This is a genomic window from Sagittula sp. P11 (assembly GCF_002814095.1).
Classification (GTDB): domain Bacteria; phylum Pseudomonadota; class Alphaproteobacteria; order Rhodobacterales; family Rhodobacteraceae; genus Sagittula.
The window spans coordinates 590,438-607,887 of record NZ_CP021913.1 but is presented as its reverse complement, the minus strand read 5'-3'; the positions used below and the strand labels follow the sequence as shown (position 1 = coordinate 607,887).

Here is a 17,450-nt window from a genome sequence, read left to right as displayed (position 1 = left end):
CTTGGGGGAGCCGTCATCCCTTCCGGGCGACATGGTGTCCCGCGCCCGCTACGAACGCGCGCTGAAGGCCCGCGCAGAGGCCGAAGCCCTGCTGGAAGAGAAGAGCCGCGCCCTGTGGGAGGCCAACAAGGCGTTGCGCGAACAGGCGGAGGCGCTGGAAGAGGCGGTCCGCAGCCGGACGGAGGAACTGGAACGCGCCCGGGCGGAGGCGGAGGCGGCCAACGACGCCAAAAGCGGCTTTCTCGCGGTCATCAGCCACGAGATCCGCACGCCGATGAACGCGATCCTCGGCATGGCCGCCGGGCTGGAGGAAAGCGCGCTGCCGCCGGAACAGCACGAGATGGCGCAGGTGATCCTGTCGTCGGGCCGGGTGCTGCTGGACCTGCTGAACGACCTGCTCGACCTGTCGAAGATCGAGGCGGGCCGGATGGAGGTGGAGATGCGCCCCTTCGACCTGCGCGCCTTCGCGGCGGACGAGCGCGCCCTCTTTGCAGAGACGGCGGCCTCGCGCGGGCTGGCGTTCACGGTGGAGGTGACGGCGGAGAGGGCGCTGGTGGTCAGCGATCCGACCCGGCTGCGGCAGGTGCTGTCGAACCTCCTGTCGAACGCCTTCAAGTTCACCCGGGAGGGCGCGGTCTCTGCCCGGCTGACGGTGCGGGACGGTCGGCTCGAGATGCGGGTGACCGACAGCGGCCCCGGCGTGTCGGAGGCGCAGCGCCGCAAACTGTTCCACCCCTTCACGCAGGGCGACCCGAGCGTGTCGCGCACCCATGGCGGCACGGGGCTGGGGCTTGCGATCTCGCGCCGCTTCTGCCGGCTGCTGGGGGGCGACCTCGTGCACGAACACGCCCCCGGCGGCGGCGCCTGCTTCGTGGCAACCGTGGCACTTGGCGCGGCGCCCGTGGCCGACCGGCGGGTCGACCGGTCCGAGGGGTACGAGGCTGAGCAGATCCTGAACGCCCGGCGCTGGCGGGTTCTCGTGGCGGAGGACAGCCAGACCAACCAGAAGGTGCTGCGGCTGGTGCTGAAGCCCTTCGACCTCGACCTGCGGATGGTGACGGACGGCGCGCAGGCTGTGGCGCTCTGCAGGACGCGGCCCTTCGACCTCGTGCTGATGGACGTGAACATGCCGGTGATGGACGGCCTCGCCGCCGCCGCCGAGATCCGCGCGTGGGAGGCGGGGGCGGGCCGGCCGCGCGTGCCGATCATGGCGCTCACCGCCAACGTGATGACGCATCAGGTTTCGGACTATGCCGCGCAGGGCATCGACGCCCATGTGGGCAAACCCTTCCGGCGCGAGGAGCTGGTGCAGGAAATGGCCCGCCTCCTGCGCAGCCCCTCCTGACCCCGGGCTCGGCCGTCCCCCTCGCAGGCCGTTCCCCAGACCCGTCCTACTTCCCGATCAGACCCGTCGTCACGTTGCCCCCCTTCATCTTGGCAAAAATACCTCGGGGGTCCGGGGGCGGCGCCCCCGGTCGTGCGGAGCACGACAATCGGCGGATCGGCCAGGCGCAGCCGGAACGACACCTGTGGCGAAACCGGGAACCGTCCGGGACGGACCGTCAGGCGCTGTGCGCGCCGTCGGCCAGCGTCTTCACGAAGGACAGGACCTCCGCCGTGGACTTGCCCTCGGCGATCTGGCCGACGATGGCGGTGCCGACCACGCAGCCGTCGGCGACCTCGGCGATGGCCTTGGCGCGTTCCGGCGTGCGGATGCCGAAGCCCACGATCACCGGCAGGTCGCTCACCGCCTTGATGCGGGCGACCTCGGGGCCCACGTCGCCCGCCTCGGCGGCGGCGGCGCCGGTGATCCCGGTGATCGACACGTAATAGACGAAGCCGGAGGTGTTCTGCATGACCTTCGGCAGGCGCTTGTCGTCGGTGGTGGGCGTTGCAAGGCGGATGAAGTTCAGGCCCGCCGCCTGCGCGGGCAGGCAGAGCTCCTCGTCTTCCTCGGGCGGCAGGTCGACGATGATCAGCCCGTCGATCCCGGCCTCCTTCGCCTCTGCAAGAAAGCGGTCCACCCCGCGCGAATAGATCGGGTTGTAGTAGCCCATCAGAACGATCGGCGTGGTGTTGTCGCCGGCGCGGAAGGCGCGCACCATGTCGAGCGTCTTCACCAGCGTCATCCCGCCTTCGAGCGCGCGCTGCCCGGCAAGCTGGATGGTCTCGCCGTCGGCCATGGGGTCGGTGAAGGGCAGGCCCAGCTCGATCACGTCGACCCCGGCCTCGGGCAGGCCCTTCATCACCGCCAGCGAGCTGTCCACATCCGGATCGCCCGCCATGATGTAGGCGACAAAGGCTTTCTTTCCTTCCTCGCGAAGTTGGGCGAACTTGGATTCGATGCGGGTCATGGTTCTCTCCGGTCAGCGTTCTAGGTCTGTTGCCGGAACGGGCGGGGAAAATCAATGGCCCCGCCATCGCGACAGGACTGCAAGGGAGGCAACATGCGTATTCTGTTCACCGGCGGAGCGGGCAAGGCGGGGCGGCACGTGGTGCCCTACCTCGTGAAACAGGGGCACGGGGTTCTGAACCTCGACCTCGTGCCGCTGGAGGCGGAGGGCGTGGATAACATGATCTGCGACCTGACCGATCCGGGGCAGGTGTTCTCTGCCATGCAGAGCTATGCCGACCTCGACGAACTGGAACCCGGCACCGGGCTGCCGTCCTTCGATGCCGTGGTGCATTTCGCGGCGATCCCGCGCATCCTCATCAAGCCCGACTGCGAGACCTTCCGGGTCAACACGCTGTCGACCTACAACGTGCTGGAGGCGGCGATGAAGGCGGGCGTTCCCAAGGTGATCTTTGCCTCGTCGGAGACGACCTACGGCGTCTGCTTTGCAGATGGCGAGGTGAAGCCGGAGTACGTGCCGGTCGACGAGGAACATCCCACCGTGCCGCAGGACGCCTATGCCTGCTCGAAGGTCTGCAACGAGGCGACGGGGCGCAGCTTTCACGCGCGCTGGGGCCGCGACATCTATGGGCTCAGGATCAACAACGTGATCGAGCCGCACGAATACACCGAGATGTTCCCGTCCTTCGTGGCGGACCCGTCGCTCCGGCGGCGCAACATCTTTGCCTATATCGACGTGCGGGATCTTGGCCAGATGGTGGAGTGCTGCCTGAAGACCGACGGGTTGGGCTACGAGGTTTTCAACGTCTCGAACGACGATCTGTCCGTGGCACTGAGCAACGCAGAGGTGCGCGAACGCTTCTATGCGGGTGTGCCGGTCAAGCGCGAGATGGGCGAGCGGGAGACCTTCTATTCGAACCGCAAGGCCAAGGAGATGCTGGGTTACCAGCCCGCGCATTCCTGGCGGGACGTTCTGACCGAGGTCTGAGCGAGGTCAGAGCGGGACGGCCGGTCGGTCAGGCGACGGTGGCGAGCCAGCCCATGATGGGCCGCGCGCGGATCATGACGTCGCGGACGCCCGTGCCTATGTCGCCGGTCAGCGCGTCGTCGAGGCCGTCGGCCCAGGCCACCAGCCCCTTGTGCCGCAGAAGATCGGCGCGGGGGTGGTCGGCGGGGTAGGGCGCGGGTACACGTTTCAGCGCCGGGGGATCGATGCGCCAGCCCTGGGCGAGAAGGTCTTCCAGCGTCTCGCCTTCGGGGCCGGCAATGGCTGTGCGGAAGCGGTCGGCCTGCGCCGGGCCGAAGGCCATGATGCCCACGCCCATGGTGGCATAGTCGGGCGCGATGCCCAGCATCCACGCCCGCCCGTCGCGCATCGACCACATCATGTGCAGGTGCGTGTGGTAGGGCGTCTTGTCCGGCGAGAAGCGCACGTCGCGGTAGGGGCGGAAGAGCTTGGTGCGGGGCTGCTGCCCGGTCTCGGCCTCGAGCCACGTGGCGGTTTCGGCCAGCAGCTTCTCGGAGGGGCGCTTCAGCTCCGTGTCGTAGCGGGTTTTCTGGGTCTGGAACCACTCACGCGAGTTGGACTGCGCCAGCTCCCCGAGAAAGGCGCGTGCATCCTGAAAGAGGTGATCGAGGTCAATCGGATCGGCCATTCGGGTGTCAATGCGAGGAGTAATTTCCGCTACGTTAACACACAATTCTCATATCCGCACCTGAAGCGTGCGGAAACACATGCTTGCGGCGGGACGAATGCCCACGTAATCGCCACATCATGACCCGGACGGTGATGACATATCCTCAGCACGCGAAAGCGTTGCTGAGCCTTGGCCTGCCGCTTGTCGGCGGGCACCTTGCGCAATTCGCCATCGGGTTGACCGATACGGTGGTGCTGGGCTGGTACGGCGTGCCGGAACTGGCGGCGCTGACGCTGGCGACCTCGCTGTTCTTCACGCTGTTCCTGTTCGGCGCCGGGTTCGCCTGGGCGATCCTGCCGATGGTGGCGACCTTCGCCGCCAAGGGCGACGAGGTGATGATCCGCCGGTCCACGCGCATGGCGCTGTGGATCTCGACCATGTACTTCGTGCTGGTCATGCCGCTCCTGTGGTTCTCGGACCCGTTGCTGCGGGCGATGGGGCAGGCGGAGGAGATCGCGCGGCTGGCGCAGGACTACCTGCGGATCGCGGGCTGGGGCATGCTGCCGGCGCTTGGCGTGATGGTGCTGAAGAACTACCTCGCCGGGCTGGAGCGGACGCGTGTCGTGCTCTGGGTCACGGTGGCGGCGGCGGCGGCCAACGGCGTGGCCAACTATGCACTGGTCTTCGGCAAGTGGGGCCTGCCCGAGCTGGGCATCGCGGGCGCGGCCATCGCCTCGCTCGGCGTGCAGATTCTGTCGCTGGTGCTGATCGTGATCTACGCCGTGCGGGTGCTGCCGGAGCACACGCTCTTCGTGCGGATGTGGCGCCCCGACCGCGAGATGTTCTTCCGCGTCTTCGCGCTGGGATGGCCCATCGGGCTGACGACGCTGGCCGAAGTGGCGCTGTTTGCCGGGTCCTCGGTGCTTATGGGCTGGCTGGGCGCGGTGGCGCTGGCTGCGCATGGCATCGCGCTGCAGATCTCGACCGCGACCTTCATGGTGCAGCTTGGCCTGTCGAACGCCGCGACGGTGCGCGCGGGCAACGCGCTTGGCCGGGGCGACAGCGACCACCTGATGCGCGGCGCCAAGGTGGCGCTGTGGATGGGGCTGGTCGCGGTGGCGTTGTCGGTGCTGCTGTTCGTGTCGGTGCCGAACCTGCTGCTGAGCGCCTTCATCGACCCGCTGTCCCCGCTGCGCGACGAGATCCTGCGCGTGGGCCGCCTGCTGCTGCTGATGGCGGCGCTGTTCCAGCTGATGGACGCGCTGCAGGTGATCCACGTGGGTCTTCTGCGCGGGCTGCACGACACGCGCGTGCCGATGATCATGGCGACGCTGGCCTACTGGGGCGTGGGCATGCCCGCCGCCCTGGTCTTCGGCTTCTCGCTGGGCCTCGGCGCCGTGGGTGTCTGGCTGGGGCTGGTCTGCGGGCTGGCGGTGGCGGCGGTGCTGTTGATGACGCGCTTCTGGACCCGGGGCCGCGGCCTGATCGCCATGCCGGTCTGAGGTCTGAGGCCCGGGTGGGGGTATTTCACCATTGATCGAAAACCCCTGCCGGTGATTTACTGGAGGAAGGCCCCCGCGCGGGCGCCGGAAACGCGAAACACTTACAAGAATATGCATTTACAGGAGACAGATTGATGGACACCACCATGGCGCATGCCCCGGCGGGGGGCGGCAACTACCGCGAGGACGTGGCTTTCGGCGAGGCGCTGAGCCGGTTCTTCAAGAATTACATCAACTTCGAGGGCCGCTCGAACCGCGGCGAATTCTGGAAGGCGTGGCTGGCCTGCTTCGTCGTGTCGATCGTGGCGAACATCATCGACGCGATCATCGGCGTACCGATCCTCGGCGGCCTCTGGTCGCTGGCCATCATCGTGCCGCAGATCGCCATCGGCGCCCGCCGTCTGCACGACATCGACCGGTCCGGCTGGTGGCAGCTGCTGGTGTTCATCCCGCTCATCGGTTTCATCATCCTGATCGTCTGGTTCGCCAAGGCACCCGAGAACGCGCCGAACCGTTTCGGCTGAGACCTTTCAAGGGACATGACCGGAGGCGCGGGGCAGGTGTCCCGCGCCTTTTGCGTCTGCGTCAGCCCTGCGGCGCTTCGGCCATGACCATCCAGCGGATGCCGAAGGCATCGGTGAGCGTGCCGAAGGCGGGGGTCCAGAACGTCTCGGCCAGCGGCATGCGAATCTCGCCGCCTTCGGCGAGGGCGTCGAAGATGCGGTTGGCCTCCTGCGCCGTGGCGACCGTCAGGTTGACGGAGCAGCCGGCCATCGGCTGGACATCCGGACCGATGTCGTCGGAGCCCATCAGCGCGCCCGAGGGCAGCATGAGCATGGCGTGCATCACCGCGTCCTCGGGCGCACCGGCCATGTTCGCCTTGTCCGCCTCCGGCAACTGGGAGAAGTCCATGATCTGCGGCGCGGGCAGGTCGAGGATTTCCGCGTAGCGGGTAAAGGCCGCGCGGCAGTTGCCCTTGAAGAACAGGTACGGGGTAATCTGCATGGTCGTCTCCTTCATTAATTTGATATCAACGTAATCGGTGGAGGGCCTCCGGGTCAATGCCTCGCCTTGCGTTTGGGCGACGCTCTGCCTAGAAGGCCCCGGACCCTTGGCTTGGAGCGATGTGATGGGATTTCGGATGGGGATCGTTGGACTGCCGAACGTGGGCAAGTCCACGCTGTTCAACGCGTTGACGAAGACCGCCGCGGCGCAGGCGGCGAACTTTCCCTTCTGCACGATCGAACCCAACGTGGGCGACGTGGCGGTGCCGGACCCGCGGCTGGACAAGCTGGCCGGGATCGCCGGGTCCAAGCAGATCATCCCGACGCGGATGACCTTCGTGGACATCGCGGGCCTCGTGAAGGGCGCGTCGAAGGGGGAGGGCCTGGGCAACCAGTTCCTTGCCAACATCCGCGAGGTCGACGCCATCGCGCATGTGCTGCGCTGCTTCGAGGACGATGACGTGACCCACGTCGACGGCCGGGTCGATCCGGTGTCCGACGCGGAGACCATCGAGACCGAGCTGATCATCGCCGACATGGAATCGCTGGAGAAGCGCCTGCAGAACATCGTCCGCAAGGTGCGCGGCGGCGACAAGGAGGCGGTCCAGCAGGAGCGCCTGATGAAGATGGCGCTGGAGGTGCTGGAGCAGGGCAAGCCCGCGCGCGTGGTCGAGGTCGACGCCGAGGACATGAAGGCGTGGCGGATGATGCAGCTTCTGACCGCGAAGCCGGTGCTCTACGTCTGCAATGTCGACGAGGGCGACGCCTCGGAAGGCAACGCCCTGTCGGCCAAGGTCTTCGAGATGGCGGCGGCGCAGGGCAATTCGGCGGTGGTGATCTCGGCCAAGATCGAGGAAGAGATCAGCCAGCTCGACGCCGAGGAAGCGCAGGAATTCCTGGGCGAGCTGGGTCTGGAAGAGGCCGGTCTCGACCGTCTCATCAAGGCGGGCTACGAGCTTCTGGGCCTGCAGACCTACTTTACCGTGGGGCCGAAGGAGGCGCGCGCCTGGACGATCCGCAAGGGCACCGGCGCACCGCAGGCCGCGGGCGTGATCCACGGCGATTTCGAGAAGGGCTTCATCCGGGCCGAGACCATCGCCTACGACGATTACGTTGCGCTCGGCGGTGAAGGTCCGGCGAAAGAGGCCGGCAAGATGCGGGCCGAGGGCAAGGGCTACGTGGTGCAGGACGGCGACGTGCTGCATTTCCTCTTCAACACCTGACGCCGCGCGGGGGCCGCCGCCCCTCGCCCTCCCTACACGAAGAGGTCGTAGTCGTAGGCAGAGACGATCCCGCTGCCCGCGAAGGCGAAGTAGTCGACGGTCTCGTTGCCGTGGGCGGTTTCGCTGTCGAGGCTCTTGTCCTCCTCGACGCGCACGTTGAAGATCGTGCCGTCGAGGCCCGGGCCGCCCGCCCAGGCCGGGTCGCTGCCGCCGTAGGTCGAGAGGCCCGCCAGCACGCCGTCCGCCGCCAGCGACAAAGGCGCCGCGGTGACGGAGCCCTGCACGCCTGAAAGGCGCCCTGCCTCCCACGAGAAGCCTCCGAATTGGCCCGTGCCCGCCTCGATCGCGACCCAGCCGATCGTCTCTGCGTTGTGCACGCCGTCGGTTGAGGCCTCCTCCTCCTGCATCGCCACCTCGAAGCCGTCCACGGTCGAGCCCTGCTGCCGCGTGGTGACGAAGGAGGGGCCGTTGGTGCCCTGCACCTGGCTCAGCACAACCGGCGCCGCGTCGAAGTCGGCGGCGAAGCTGACCTGCTCGAACCCGTCCGCCGTGAGATTGGCGGTGTTCAGCGTGCCGGCCTCTATCACCGTGCCGTCGGGCAGGACCCAAGTGCCCGCCTCGACCACCATGTAATGCACCCGCTCGCCCACAGGATGCAGGCCGTCGAGGTAGTCGGGCTCCTGCACGCGCAGGGTCACGCTGTTGCCCGTGACCTGAGTGATGCGTGCGTTGACCTCTTGCAGGCCGTTGTCGGTCTCGACGTAGGCCAGCACCACCGGGTTGTCGTAGGTGCGGCCGAGGGTCAGGGTCGTCTGCTGGTGGGTGAGGGTCGCGCTGCCGGTTTCCAGGATCTCCTGACGCGGTGCGGCGGCCAGCGTCTGCGATCCGGAGAAGGCAAAGTAATCAACGGTTTCCGGGCCGTGCGCCGTCTCGCCGTCGGCGCTCTTGTCCTCCTCGACCCGGACGTTGAAGGTGGTGCCGTTCAGACCGGTGCCGCCGGCCCAGGCCGGGTCGCTGCCGCCGTAGCTCGACAGCCCCGCGACCACACCGCCCGCCGCGAACGAGAGCTGTGCCGCGGTGTTCGAGGCCTGCACGTTGGAGACCTGTCCCGCCTCCCAGGCGAACCCCGCGACGGATCCGCTGCCGCCCTCGATGGCGATCCAGCCGATCTTCTCGGCGTTGTGCACGCCGTCTGTGGCGGCCTCCTCCTCCTGCATGCTCACGCCGAAGCCCTCGGCGCTCGTGCCGTTCTGCCGGGTGGTGACAAAGGCCGGGCCGTTGGTGGTCTGGACCTGGGAGATGACCACCGGCGCGCTGTCGAACTCGCTGTCGAAGGCGACCTGGTCGAAGCCAGCCTCCGCGAGGGTGCCGGAGGTCAGGGTCCCGGCCTCGATGAGCGTGCCGTCGGGCAGGATCCAGCTTCCGGCTTCGACCACCATGTAATGCACCGTTTCGCCCGTGGGATGTATCCCGTCGAGGTAATCGGGCTCCTGCACGAACATCCGCAGCGTGTTGCCGGAGACCTGCTGGATGCGCGCGTTGACCTCATGCGCGCCGGTGTCGGAGGCGACGAAGGCGATCACCACCGGGTCGATGTAGGTGCGCTGGAGGGTCAGGGTGGTCTTCTGGTGGGTCAGAACGACCGTCCCGGTCTCGCCGAAGGCGCCGCTTGCAAGCGTGCTGACGTTCACGATGCCGTCTGCGAATTCCAGCCTCTCGACCCGTTGCAGCACATCGCGACCTTCGTCGCCGTCGTCGGGGTTCAGGTCCTCGACGAACACGGTCCCGTCACGCGTCACCGACACCGCGAAATCCCCCCGCGCCCCGGCATAGACCGCTGTATCCGTGGCCGCGCCGCCATCTATCGTGTCGTCGCCGAGCCCGCCGATCAGGCGGTCCTCACCGCCCCGGCCGTCGATCTCGTCGTTGTCGGCGCCGCCGTCGATCGTGTCCGAACCGGACTCCGAGCCCCTCAGGGTGTCGTTGCCTGCGTCACCGCTCAGATTGTCGCTGATGCTGGACACCAGCTCGAAGTCGCTGTCGATCACGTCATCGCCGTCGCCGCCGCTGATCGTCTGTGAATTGAAGCCAGCCAGGATGGTATCGTTGCCGCCACGGCCTTCGATTGAGACGTCTCCGGCGTACATCAGGAAATCGTCGCCCTGGTCGGTGCCGATGTAGTGTTCTACCCTGATCATTTCGGTGGATTGGGCCGGGTCGTCGAGGGACGACACGTTCGTGTCGAGGCTGAAACCGGGCCGGTTGACCTTCATGCCGGTGCCGGTGACGCCGCTCATGTCGAGCGTGTCGTTGCCGGGGCCGCCGTTGACGATGTCGCCGACGCCGTCACCGATGGGAAGGCCGTCGAGCAGGATGAAGAGATCGTCGTCGTCTCCGCCCGAATAGGACCCGCCGCCGCCGAGCTCGATCGTGTCGTCGCCGCCCAGGGCGTCGACCGTGTCCTCGCCGCCCTGGGTCCGGATGTTGTCGCCCAGAGCCGTCCCGGTCACGCTTTCGGCGTCGTCATCGCCAAAGATGGAGAAGCCGGTGCCGTCCGCGTCTGACATGGTCGAGATCGAGACGGCCGAGAGATCGAGCGCCGTGGTGTCCTCCATGTAGATATGGAGGTCGAGGCCGACGAGATCGCTACCGATCTTGAGGACCTCGACCGTGTTGATCGTGCTGATCTGCGCTGCCGTCATTGAAATGCGGGTCGGCGCGCCGGGATACCCGAAGTTCTGATCGACGGTTATGACTTCGAAGCCGACCACGGTGTCATCGCGCAGGTTGAAGCTGCTGTAGGGAAGATTACCGTCGAAGAACAACGTGTCAGAGTCCGGACCGCCATCGAAGCTCTGCCCCGACTGGCCGTCGCCATATATGAAACTGATGGTGTCGTTCCCGGACCCGCCGAGAAGGGTGTCGCGTCCCGGGCCATTCGTCAGGTGATCGTTGCCGCCGAGTGCGCTGACGAACATATCGCCGGAATCGCCGAAAAACACGTCGCCGGAACCGGTCAGGATGAAGCGTTCGATGCTTGTGAAATTGTCCAGATCCCCGAGGGAATGTTGGCTCTCGCCGGAGTTGGCATCCACGATCACAGAGCCGGACAGCGCGGAGTAGTCGAGCGTATCGGTGTCGGCACCGCCATCGATCATGTCGGAGCCCGTCCCGCCGATGATCAGGTCGTCACCGGCGCCGCCGGCCACGCTGTCGTCGTCGTCGCCGCCGTCCAGTGTGTCTGCGCCTTCTCCGCCGGTCAGGGTGTCGTCGCCGCTTCCCCCGACGAGGTGATCCTTCTGGTCTATGCCGAGATCCGTGCCGACCAGCGTGTCGCTGCCGCCGGTGCCGGCCTGGAAGCCTATGCCCTCGTAGACGGAAAAGCGGGCCTCGTGGTACGTCAGTCCGATGTCGCTCAGCGCGGCCACGACCGTCCGCGCGCCGTCGGTGGTGATGGCGACCGACGGGCCAAGCTCGCTGCCGGTGCCGTCGAAGCCGCGGGTGGTATCGGCGGTCCCGTCGGCCGCATACATCTTGACGGTGACGTTCTGGGTGGTGAAACCGTCAAAGGCGAGGACGAAGCGTCCGTCGTCACTGACGTCGATATCGGTGTTCGGCAGCGGCAGTTGTGTCGACGTGACGAAGACCTGGCTTGCGTCCACGGCGGTCCCGTTCGATTCGAAGCGCCGATAGAAGACCTGACCTCCGGTCGCGCCGTCGGTGGAGCCGAAGGCCACGTAGATCCGCCCGTCCGCGTCCACGGCGACGGCAGAGTTGCCCTCCGACCGGTTCGTGACGGTGTTCACGGTCGTGTTGCCGAGAAGCGTCCCGCTGAAATCGTACCGGTAGAGCGAGACATCGTTGGGCGACCCGGTGTTGTCCACCTCTTCCTGAGTCAGGGTCACCGCGAAGGCAAAGCTGCCGTCGCCCGTGTCCTTGCTGGCGAGCGCGGCGATGTCCGGGTCAGACTGGTCGGACGCAGCCGTGGAGACGTACTGCGACGCAGCCTTTGCCGTGTCGTCGGCATTGAACAGGCGCAGGCGGACATCCTTGTCGGTGCTGGAGAACGCGTTCTGATACACGACCGCGTAATCGCCGTTGTCGAATACCGCGATCTTGCCGTTCGACTGGTCCTTGTTGGCCACCGTCGCCGCGTCGCTTTCCACCTGGATCGCGGATCCGATGCGGGTGCCGGTGGTTGTGACCCGCTGGACGAAGACGTTCTCGATACCGCTCGTCACCGAGCTGTAGACGACAAGGACCGTTCCGTCGGGGGCATAGGCGATGTCGGTGACCGTTTCGGCATCCGCGCTGTCGGCGACCGTATGAGCCACCCCCTTGGGCGTACCGTCGGCGTTGTATTCCCTGAACACGACGTCGGAATCCGACGCGGAATAAATGTAGGACCACGCCACGACGAAATCGCCATTGTCGTTCACGGCGACGACCTGGGAGACATCGTCTCCGATCCGGTTGACTGTATCGAAGGTGGTTCCGGCCTCGAGCATGGTCTGGAAATCGATCGGGGCCGGGGGGGTGGTGTACGCCATGCTGAAATGAACCTTCCGGTGGAGGGTGCGGGTAAATGCTCAAGTTGCCCGGTCGCGGGAAACAGGCGGAATTCAAGGCTGTTCTGAAATGCCTCGGCAGGGGCGAGGCGGGATTTTTTCTTGTGAAAAGGTTATCAGCTTTATTGTGAATGCGTTAATTAATGTTTCGTTTTCATATCGGGGCATTATGTCGTCCCGCTGCCGCGGAAGACGTTCCTTGCGGCGCTGCCCGGCGGCACGTCGACCTGCGTGGCGGAGGCGTGGATTCGCGGGGTGGCGGTCTGCACCACGTGGAAACCGGGTGGGGCGGAGCGGGTGAACCGCTCCGCCCCGTGGCGTTCAGGCCGTCGGGGCGGCGGCCTTCCGGCCGGATGCGGGCATGTCTGCGGGCTGCGTCCAGCCGTCCATCCGGTAGGCGCTGTCCCAGAACCGCCATTCGTGCCAGCACGCCCGTTCGAAAGCCTCCGACATGCGCGCCCGCGCCGGGGCGTCCGCCTCTGCGCCCAGCCGGTCGGTCAGGGCCATCATTCGCGCGACGCTTTCGTCGAAGGCTTCGCCCGAATAGGTGTCGATCCACGCCGCATAGGGATTGTCCGGCGCGCTGCGGGTCGCGATGTCGCGGCCCACGTCGCGGTAGATCCAGAAGCAGGGCAGGAGGGCGGCCACCGCCTCCGCAAAGGGGCCGAGGGCCGCGGTTCTCAGCAGGAAGGACACGTAGTGATCGCAGGCGGCAGAGGGGGCCATCCGGGCCAGCATCGCCTCCGACACGCCGAAACGGTCCATGTAATGCGTGTGGAGTTCGCGCTCCACCGCGATGGCACCGGCGGCGGACCCGGCAAGCTGCGCGACGGCGGCGGAGTCGGGCGCCTTGGCGGCGGCAAGCGACAGCGCCCGGGCGAACCCTTCGAGGTAGAGCGCGTCCTGCACGATGTAGCCCTGGAAGACATCCCGGCGCAGGTGTCCGGTCGCCATTTCCGTGTTGAAGGGCATGTCGTGGATCTGCTGCCGGAGCGAGAGGGTCTGTGCGGCAAGGTCGTCTGTGAAGGTCATTTCAGGGTATCCATCTGGTAGAAGTGATTGACCGGCCCGTGGCCGGAGCCGACGCGCAGCCTGTCCGCCGCAGCGATGGCCGCGCCGATGTAGCGCTTGGCCCGGTCCACCGCCCGGTCGAGCGGCAGGCCCGCGCCAAGCGCCGTGGCCAGCGCGGAGGCGTAGGTGCAGCCGGTGCCGTGGGTGTTGCGGGTCGGGCTGCGCGGGGCGTCGAACCAGGTCTCGCCCTCGCGCGTGGCCAGCAGGTCCGGGCTGGTGTCGCCGGGCAGGTGGCCGCCCTTCAGCAGCACGGCGCGTGGTCCGAGGTCGAGGAGGGCGCGGGCGTGCGCGACCATCTCCGCGCGGGTCGTGGCCTCCGGCCAGTCGAGCAGGTCGGCGGCTTCCGGCAGGTTCGGGGTGATGACCGTGGCGCAGGGCAGCATGGCGCACAGCGCCTTCACCGCGGGTTCCTGCAGCAGCCGGTCGCCGCCCTTGGCGACCATCACCGGGTCCAGCACCACGGGGCAGTCGAGCCCGTCGATGCCCCGGGTCACCGTCTCGATGATGGCGGCGTCGCCGAGCATGCCGATCTTGACGGCGTGGATATGGATGTCCGCGCGGATGGCGGCGATCTGGTCGGCGATCAGCCCCGTGTCGCAGAGGCTGACGCCGGTGACGCCCCTTGTGTTCTGCACCGTCAGCGCGGTGATCGCGGTCATGGCATAGCCGCCCATGGCGGAGATCGCCTTGATGTCGGCCTGTATGCCCGCGCCGCCTGAAGGGTCGGAGCCCGCGATGGAGAGGATGTTGGGGATCATGTTGTCCTCCATGCGTCGCAAAGGGCACGGGCCACGGCGGTCATGTCGGCGGCCCGCGATATGGCGGAGACGACGGCCATGCCGTGCCCGCCCGCCGCCTTCAGCGCGGCGGCGTCTCGGGCGGTCAGGCCGCCGATGGCGATGCAGGGCAACGCGGTGCGCGCCGCGATGTCGGCGAAGCCGTCGATGCCGATGGGGGGGGCGTGATCGGGCTTCGACCCGGTGGCGTAGACCGGCCCGACGCCGAGGTAATCGACGCCCTCCGGAACGGCCGCCAGCTGGTCCGCGTGCTCGACCGAGAGGCCGAGGATCATGTCCGGCCCGATGCGCGCCCGGATGGCGGCGGGGTCGCCGTCGCCCTGACCGATATGCAGGCCGTGGGCGCCGGCGGCGATGGCGACCTCCACCCGGTCGTTGACGATCAGCCGGGCACCGAGGGGCACGAGCGCAGCCTTCAGCTCACGGGCGAGCGGCAGGAGATCGGCGTCAGACCGGGTCTTGTCGCGGAGCTGGATCCAGCCCGCGCCGCCCTGTGCCGCCGCGATTGCCTGCGCTGGAACCGGGGCAGGGGCCGTCGCGTCGGTGACGAAACAGAGCGGCGGTATCATGGCCGGATGATCCGCGCGCCGCGCGCCAGGTCCTGCCCGTCGAGCGTGTAGAGCGCGTCGAGGAAGGCCACCTGGAACGATCCCGGGCCTTTCGCCTTTTCGCCGGCCCTCTCTCCGGCAAGGCCGTAGTAGGCCAGCGCGGCGACCGTCGCCTCGAACGGGTCCTGACCGGCGATGAAGGCGCCGACGATGCCGGTCAGGGAACATCCCAGCGCGGTGATGCGCGGCATGAGCGGGTGGCCGTTCTCGACCTCGGCAAAGCGGGTGCCGTCGGTCACGAGGTCCGCAGCCCCGGTCACGGCCACCACGCCCCCGGTCCGGCGCGCGAGGCGGACGGCTGCGTCCGAGGCCTGCGAGACCGCGTCGCCCGCATCCACCCCCTTGCCGGAGGCGCCCTCACCGGCGAGGGCGATGATCTCGGAAGCGTTGCCGCGGATGACGGTGGGGTTCAGGGCGAGGAGCTTTGCGCCGACTTCCCGCCGGTAGGTGGTGGCGCCGACGGCGACGGGATCGAGCACCCAAGGTTTGCCGCGGTCGTTGGCGGCCTTGGCGGCGGTCTGCATGGAGGCTGTCCATGCGGGCGACAGTGTCCCGATGTTGACGGTCAGGGCGCTGGCGATGGCGGCGAATTCGGCCGCCTCCTCCTGTGCGTGCACCATGGCGGGCGACGCGCCGGCGGCGAGCATGACGTTCGCCATGACGTTCATCGCGACGAAGTTGGTGATGTTCTGCACCAGCGGTGCGGTGGCGCGCATGTGGTCGAGGTATGTGTCCGGTGTCTGCATCGTGTCCTCCTTTGCCGGACGGCATGGAAGACATCGGACGAAGGACGGGGCATAGCCCGGACGTTCCGCTGCGCCTCCCTCCGCCGGCATTATCCGGTTCAGGTTCGAAGGGTACGTCTCAGCCCGGTTTCCCGAGCGCCCCCGTCGCTAGTGCGGGGACACTTGCATCCGTCACGGTGCGCGTCAATCGCCCGGACCGGATTTTCTGCGGGTGGCAGGGGAAGGCGGCATCCGGGCGGGGCCGGAAAAACAGAACCGGGCGCAGCAGGGCTGCGCCCGGTCCGGGGATCAGCGTCGCGTCAGAGCGTACCGCGCGACATCTCGGCAGCGATGTGATCCGCCTGCCGGATCGCCAGCGCCACGATCGTCAGCGTCGGGTTCTCTGCCGCGCCGGTGGTGAACTGCGAGCCGTCCGAGATGAACAGGTTCGCGATGTCGTGGGTCTGACCGTGCTTGTTCACCACGCCGTCGCGCGGGTTCTCGGACATCCGGTTGGTGCCGAGGTTGTGCGTGGACGGGTAGGGCGGCGTCGGGAACACGCGGGTCGCGCCCACCGCCTCGTACATGGCGATGCCCTGCTTGTAGGCATGGGCGCGCATCGCCTTGTCGTTGGCGTGGTCGCTGAAGTGGACGTTGGCCACCGGCAGGCCGTGCTGGTCGGTGACGTCGTGGTTCAGCGTGACGCGGTTGGTCTCCTGCGGCATGTCCTCGCCGACGATCCACATCCCGGCCATGTTCTCGTAGCTGTCGAGGGCGGAGGTGAACTCCCGCCCCCAGGCGCCGGGGTCGAGGAAGGCGGCCATGAACGGAATGCCGAGCGACAGGGTTTCCAGCTCGTAGCCGCCGACGAAGCCGCGCGACGGATCGTGCCGCGCCTCGTCCTGCACGATGCCCGCCATGGTGGTGCCGCGCCACATGCGCACCGGCTTGTCGAAGGTCGCATAGACCGACCCGGTCATGTGGCGCATGTAGTTGCGCCCCACCTGGCCCGAGCTGTTGGCGAGGCCGTCCGGGAACATCGACGAGGCGGAGTTCAGCAGCAGGCGCGGGCTTTCGAAGGAGTTGCCCGCGACGCAGACGATCCGTGCCTTCTGCATCTGCAGGTTGCCGTCCGCGTCGAAGTACTCGACGCCCGTCACCTTGCCGCTGTCGTCGTGCAGGATGCGGGCCACATGGGCGCGCTCGCGCACTTCGAGGTTGCCTGTGTCCTCGCCTGCCGGGACCTCGGTGTAGGCGGTCGACCACTTGGCGCCCCACTTGCAGCCCTGGAAGCAGAAGCCGGTCTGCTGGCAGGGGATGCGGTCGCCGTCGTCGCGGGTCTGGATCGCCATGCGGCCGGTGTGGACCTCGGTGTAGCCAAGCGCCTTGGCGCCCGCCTCGAACACCTTGTAGTTGTTGTTGCCGGGCAGGCCGGGGCGGTTGCCCGTGCGGGTCACGCCCATCTTCTCCTCGGCCTTGTCGTACCACGGCGCCATTTCGGCGGCGTCGATCGGCCAGTCGAGCAGGTTGGCCCCCGTCACGTCGCCGTAGGTGGTCCTGGCCTTCCACTCGTGATCCTGGAACCGCAGCGAGGCGCCGGCCCAGTGGGTCGTCGTGCCGCCCACGGCCTTGACGATCCACGCGGGCAGGCCGCTGAAGTCCTTCGCCACGCGCCAGTCGCCGGACGTGGTGCGCGGATCGGTCCAGGCCAGTTGGCCGAAGCTCTCCCACTCGTCGTTGACATAGTCCTCGGGCAGGTAGCGCCCGCCCGCTTCCAGAGCGACGACGCTGATGCCCTTCTGGGCCAGTTCGTTGGCCAGCGTGCCGCCACCGGCCCCCGTGCCGATGATGACGACAACGCTGTCGTCGTTGAGATCAAAGGGTGCAGTCATGTTCATTCTCCTCCCGGAGCCGGCCTCTCGTCTCGCTTCTGCATCCGTCGAAGGGGCCCTGCGCATCTGG

Annotated in this window: 14 protein-coding genes and 1 riboswitch; of the genes, 5 read left to right on the top strand and 9 right to left on the bottom strand. The window is 67.5% G+C overall.

Annotated features, from left to right (window positions below):
- Nucleotide 1 precedes the first annotated feature (1 nt).
- Nucleotides 2-1,345: an ATP-binding protein gene (locus tag CDO87_RS02915; protein WP_157814898.1), complete on the top strand. Its 1,344-nt coding sequence runs from the start codon at nucleotides 2-4 to the stop codon at nucleotides 1,343-1,345.
- A gap of 217 nt (nucleotides 1,346-1,562) precedes the next feature.
- Here CDO87_RS02915 and trpA read toward each other — a convergent pair whose 3' ends face one another.
- Nucleotides 1,563-2,354 (bottom strand): tryptophan synthase subunit alpha, encoded by a 792-nt coding sequence (gene trpA, locus CDO87_RS02910; protein WP_100927368.1) that lies wholly within the window; start codon nucleotides 2,352-2,354, stop codon nucleotides 1,563-1,565.
- Nucleotides 2,355-2,447: 93 nt separating this feature from the next.
- On the opposite strand from trpA, the gene CDO87_RS02905 reads away from it, so the two are divergent.
- Nucleotides 2,448-3,341: an NAD(P)-dependent oxidoreductase gene (locus CDO87_RS02905; protein WP_100927367.1), complete on the top strand. Its 894-nt coding sequence runs from the start codon at nucleotides 2,448-2,450 to the stop codon at nucleotides 3,339-3,341.
- Nucleotides 3,342-3,369: 28 nt separating this feature from the next.
- Here the strand turns inward: CDO87_RS02905 and CDO87_RS02900 are convergent, their stop codons facing one another.
- The gene (locus CDO87_RS02900; RefSeq protein WP_100927366.1) at nucleotides 3,370-4,008 is read right to left on the bottom strand and encodes a TIGR02453 family protein; all 639 of its coding nucleotides are present in this window, start codon (nucleotides 4,006-4,008) and stop codon (nucleotides 3,370-3,372) included.
- A gap of 134 nt (nucleotides 4,009-4,142) precedes the next feature.
- On the opposite strand from CDO87_RS02900, the gene CDO87_RS02895 reads away from it, so the two are divergent.
- Entirely contained in the window at nucleotides 4,143-5,492 is a 1,350-nt protein-coding gene (locus tag CDO87_RS02895; protein ID WP_254698307.1) for an MATE family efflux transporter, read from the top strand.
- 134 nt (nucleotides 5,493-5,626) lie between these two features.
- Complete coding sequence (locus CDO87_RS02890) at nucleotides 5,627-6,016, top strand: DUF805 domain-containing protein (protein WP_100927364.1); 390 nt, start codon at nucleotides 5,627-5,629, stop codon at nucleotides 6,014-6,016.
- A 61-nt stretch (nucleotides 6,017-6,077) separates the two neighbouring features.
- Here the strand turns inward: CDO87_RS02890 and CDO87_RS02885 are convergent, their stop codons facing one another.
- Nucleotides 6,078-6,497: a VOC family protein gene (locus CDO87_RS02885; protein ID WP_100927363.1), complete on the bottom strand. Its 420-nt coding sequence runs from the start codon at nucleotides 6,495-6,497 to the stop codon at nucleotides 6,078-6,080.
- A 124-nt stretch (nucleotides 6,498-6,621) separates the two neighbouring features.
- Between CDO87_RS02885 and ychF the strand changes: the two genes are divergently transcribed.
- Complete coding sequence (ychF, locus tag CDO87_RS02880; protein ID WP_100927362.1) at nucleotides 6,622-7,719, top strand: redox-regulated ATPase YchF; 1,098 nt, start codon at nucleotides 6,622-6,624, stop codon at nucleotides 7,717-7,719.
- 32 nt (nucleotides 7,720-7,751) lie between these two features.
- On the opposite strand, the gene CDO87_RS02875 is transcribed toward ychF, so the two are convergent.
- From CDO87_RS02875 to CDO87_RS02850, 6 genes are all read right to left on the bottom strand, one after another.
- Nucleotides 7,752-12,269, bottom strand: a complete 4,518-nt coding sequence (locus CDO87_RS02875; RefSeq protein ID WP_100927361.1) for a calcium-binding protein — start codon at nucleotides 12,267-12,269, stop codon at nucleotides 7,752-7,754.
- A gap of 339 nt (nucleotides 12,270-12,608) precedes the next feature.
- Nucleotides 12,609-13,319 (bottom strand): thiaminase II, encoded by a 711-nt coding sequence (gene tenA, locus CDO87_RS02870; protein ID WP_100927360.1) that lies wholly within the window; start codon nucleotides 13,317-13,319, stop codon nucleotides 12,609-12,611.
- On the bottom strand, nucleotides 13,316-14,116 hold the full coding sequence (gene thiD, locus CDO87_RS02865) for a bifunctional hydroxymethylpyrimidine kinase/phosphomethylpyrimidine kinase (protein ID WP_198521807.1): 801 nt from the start codon (nucleotides 14,114-14,116) through the stop codon (nucleotides 13,316-13,318). Before thiD ends, tenA begins: the two co-directional genes overlap by 4 nt.
- Nucleotides 14,113-14,724 carry a thiamine phosphate synthase gene (gene thiE / locus CDO87_RS02860; protein ID WP_100927358.1) on the bottom strand — a complete coding sequence of 204 codons (612 nt, stop codon included), beginning with the start codon at nucleotides 14,722-14,724 and terminating at the stop codon, nucleotides 14,113-14,115. Before thiE ends, thiD begins: the two co-directional genes overlap by 4 nt.
- Nucleotides 14,721-15,509, bottom strand: a complete 789-nt coding sequence (gene thiM, locus CDO87_RS02855) for a hydroxyethylthiazole kinase (protein WP_100927357.1) — start codon at nucleotides 15,507-15,509, stop codon at nucleotides 14,721-14,723. The genes thiE and thiM overlap by 4 nt, the downstream gene beginning before the upstream one ends.
- A gap of 58 nt (nucleotides 15,510-15,567) precedes the next feature.
- Nucleotides 15,568-15,662, bottom strand: a riboswitch (TPP riboswitch).
- Nucleotides 15,663-15,808: 146 nt separating this feature from the next.
- On the bottom strand, nucleotides 15,809-17,380 hold the full coding sequence (locus CDO87_RS02850; protein ID WP_100930817.1) for a GMC family oxidoreductase: 1,572 nt from the start codon (nucleotides 17,378-17,380) through the stop codon (nucleotides 15,809-15,811).
- Nucleotides 17,381-17,450 lie beyond the last annotated feature (70 nt).

Excerpts from the sequence above, each read along its gene's own strand:
- trpA (WP_100927368.1), bottom strand. The coding sequence starts at position 2,354 with ATGACCCGCATCGAATCCAAGTTCGCCCAACTTCGCGAGGAAGGAAAG.
- CDO87_RS02905 (WP_100927367.1), top strand. The coding sequence starts at position 2,448 with ATGCGTATTCTGTTCACCGGCGGAGCGGGCAAGGCGGGGCGGCACGTG.
- CDO87_RS02900 (WP_100927366.1), bottom strand. The coding sequence starts at position 4,008 with ATGGCCGATCCGATTGACCTCGATCACCTCTTTCAGGATGCACGCGCC.
- CDO87_RS02895 (WP_254698307.1), top strand. The coding sequence starts at position 4,143 with ATGACATATCCTCAGCACGCGAAAGCGTTGCTGAGCCTTGGCCTGCCG.
- CDO87_RS02890 (WP_100927364.1), top strand. The coding sequence starts at position 5,627 with ATGGACACCACCATGGCGCATGCCCCGGCGGGGGGCGGCAACTACCGC.
- CDO87_RS02885 (WP_100927363.1), bottom strand. The coding sequence starts at position 6,497 with ATGCAGATTACCCCGTACCTGTTCTTCAAGGGCAACTGCCGCGCGGCC.
- ychF (WP_100927362.1), top strand. The coding sequence starts at position 6,622 with ATGGGATTTCGGATGGGGATCGTTGGACTGCCGAACGTGGGCAAGTCC.
- CDO87_RS02875 (WP_100927361.1), bottom strand. The coding sequence starts at position 12,269 with ATGGCGTACACCACCCCCCCGGCCCCGATCGATTTCCAGACCATGCTC.
- tenA (WP_100927360.1), bottom strand. The coding sequence starts at position 13,319 with ATGACCTTCACAGACGACCTTGCCGCACAGACCCTCTCGCTCCGGCAG.
- thiD (WP_198521807.1), bottom strand. The coding sequence starts at position 14,116 with ATGATCCCCAACATCCTCTCCATCGCGGGCTCCGACCCTTCAGGCGGC.
- thiE (WP_100927358.1), bottom strand. The coding sequence starts at position 14,724 with ATGATACCGCCGCTCTGTTTCGTCACCGACGCGACGGCCCCTGCCCCG.
- thiM (WP_100927357.1), bottom strand. The coding sequence starts at position 15,509 with ATGCAGACACCGGACACATACCTCGACCACATGCGCGCCACCGCACCG.
- CDO87_RS02850 (WP_100930817.1), bottom strand. The coding sequence starts at position 17,380 with ATGACTGCACCCTTTGATCTCAACGACGACAGCGTTGTCGTCATCATC.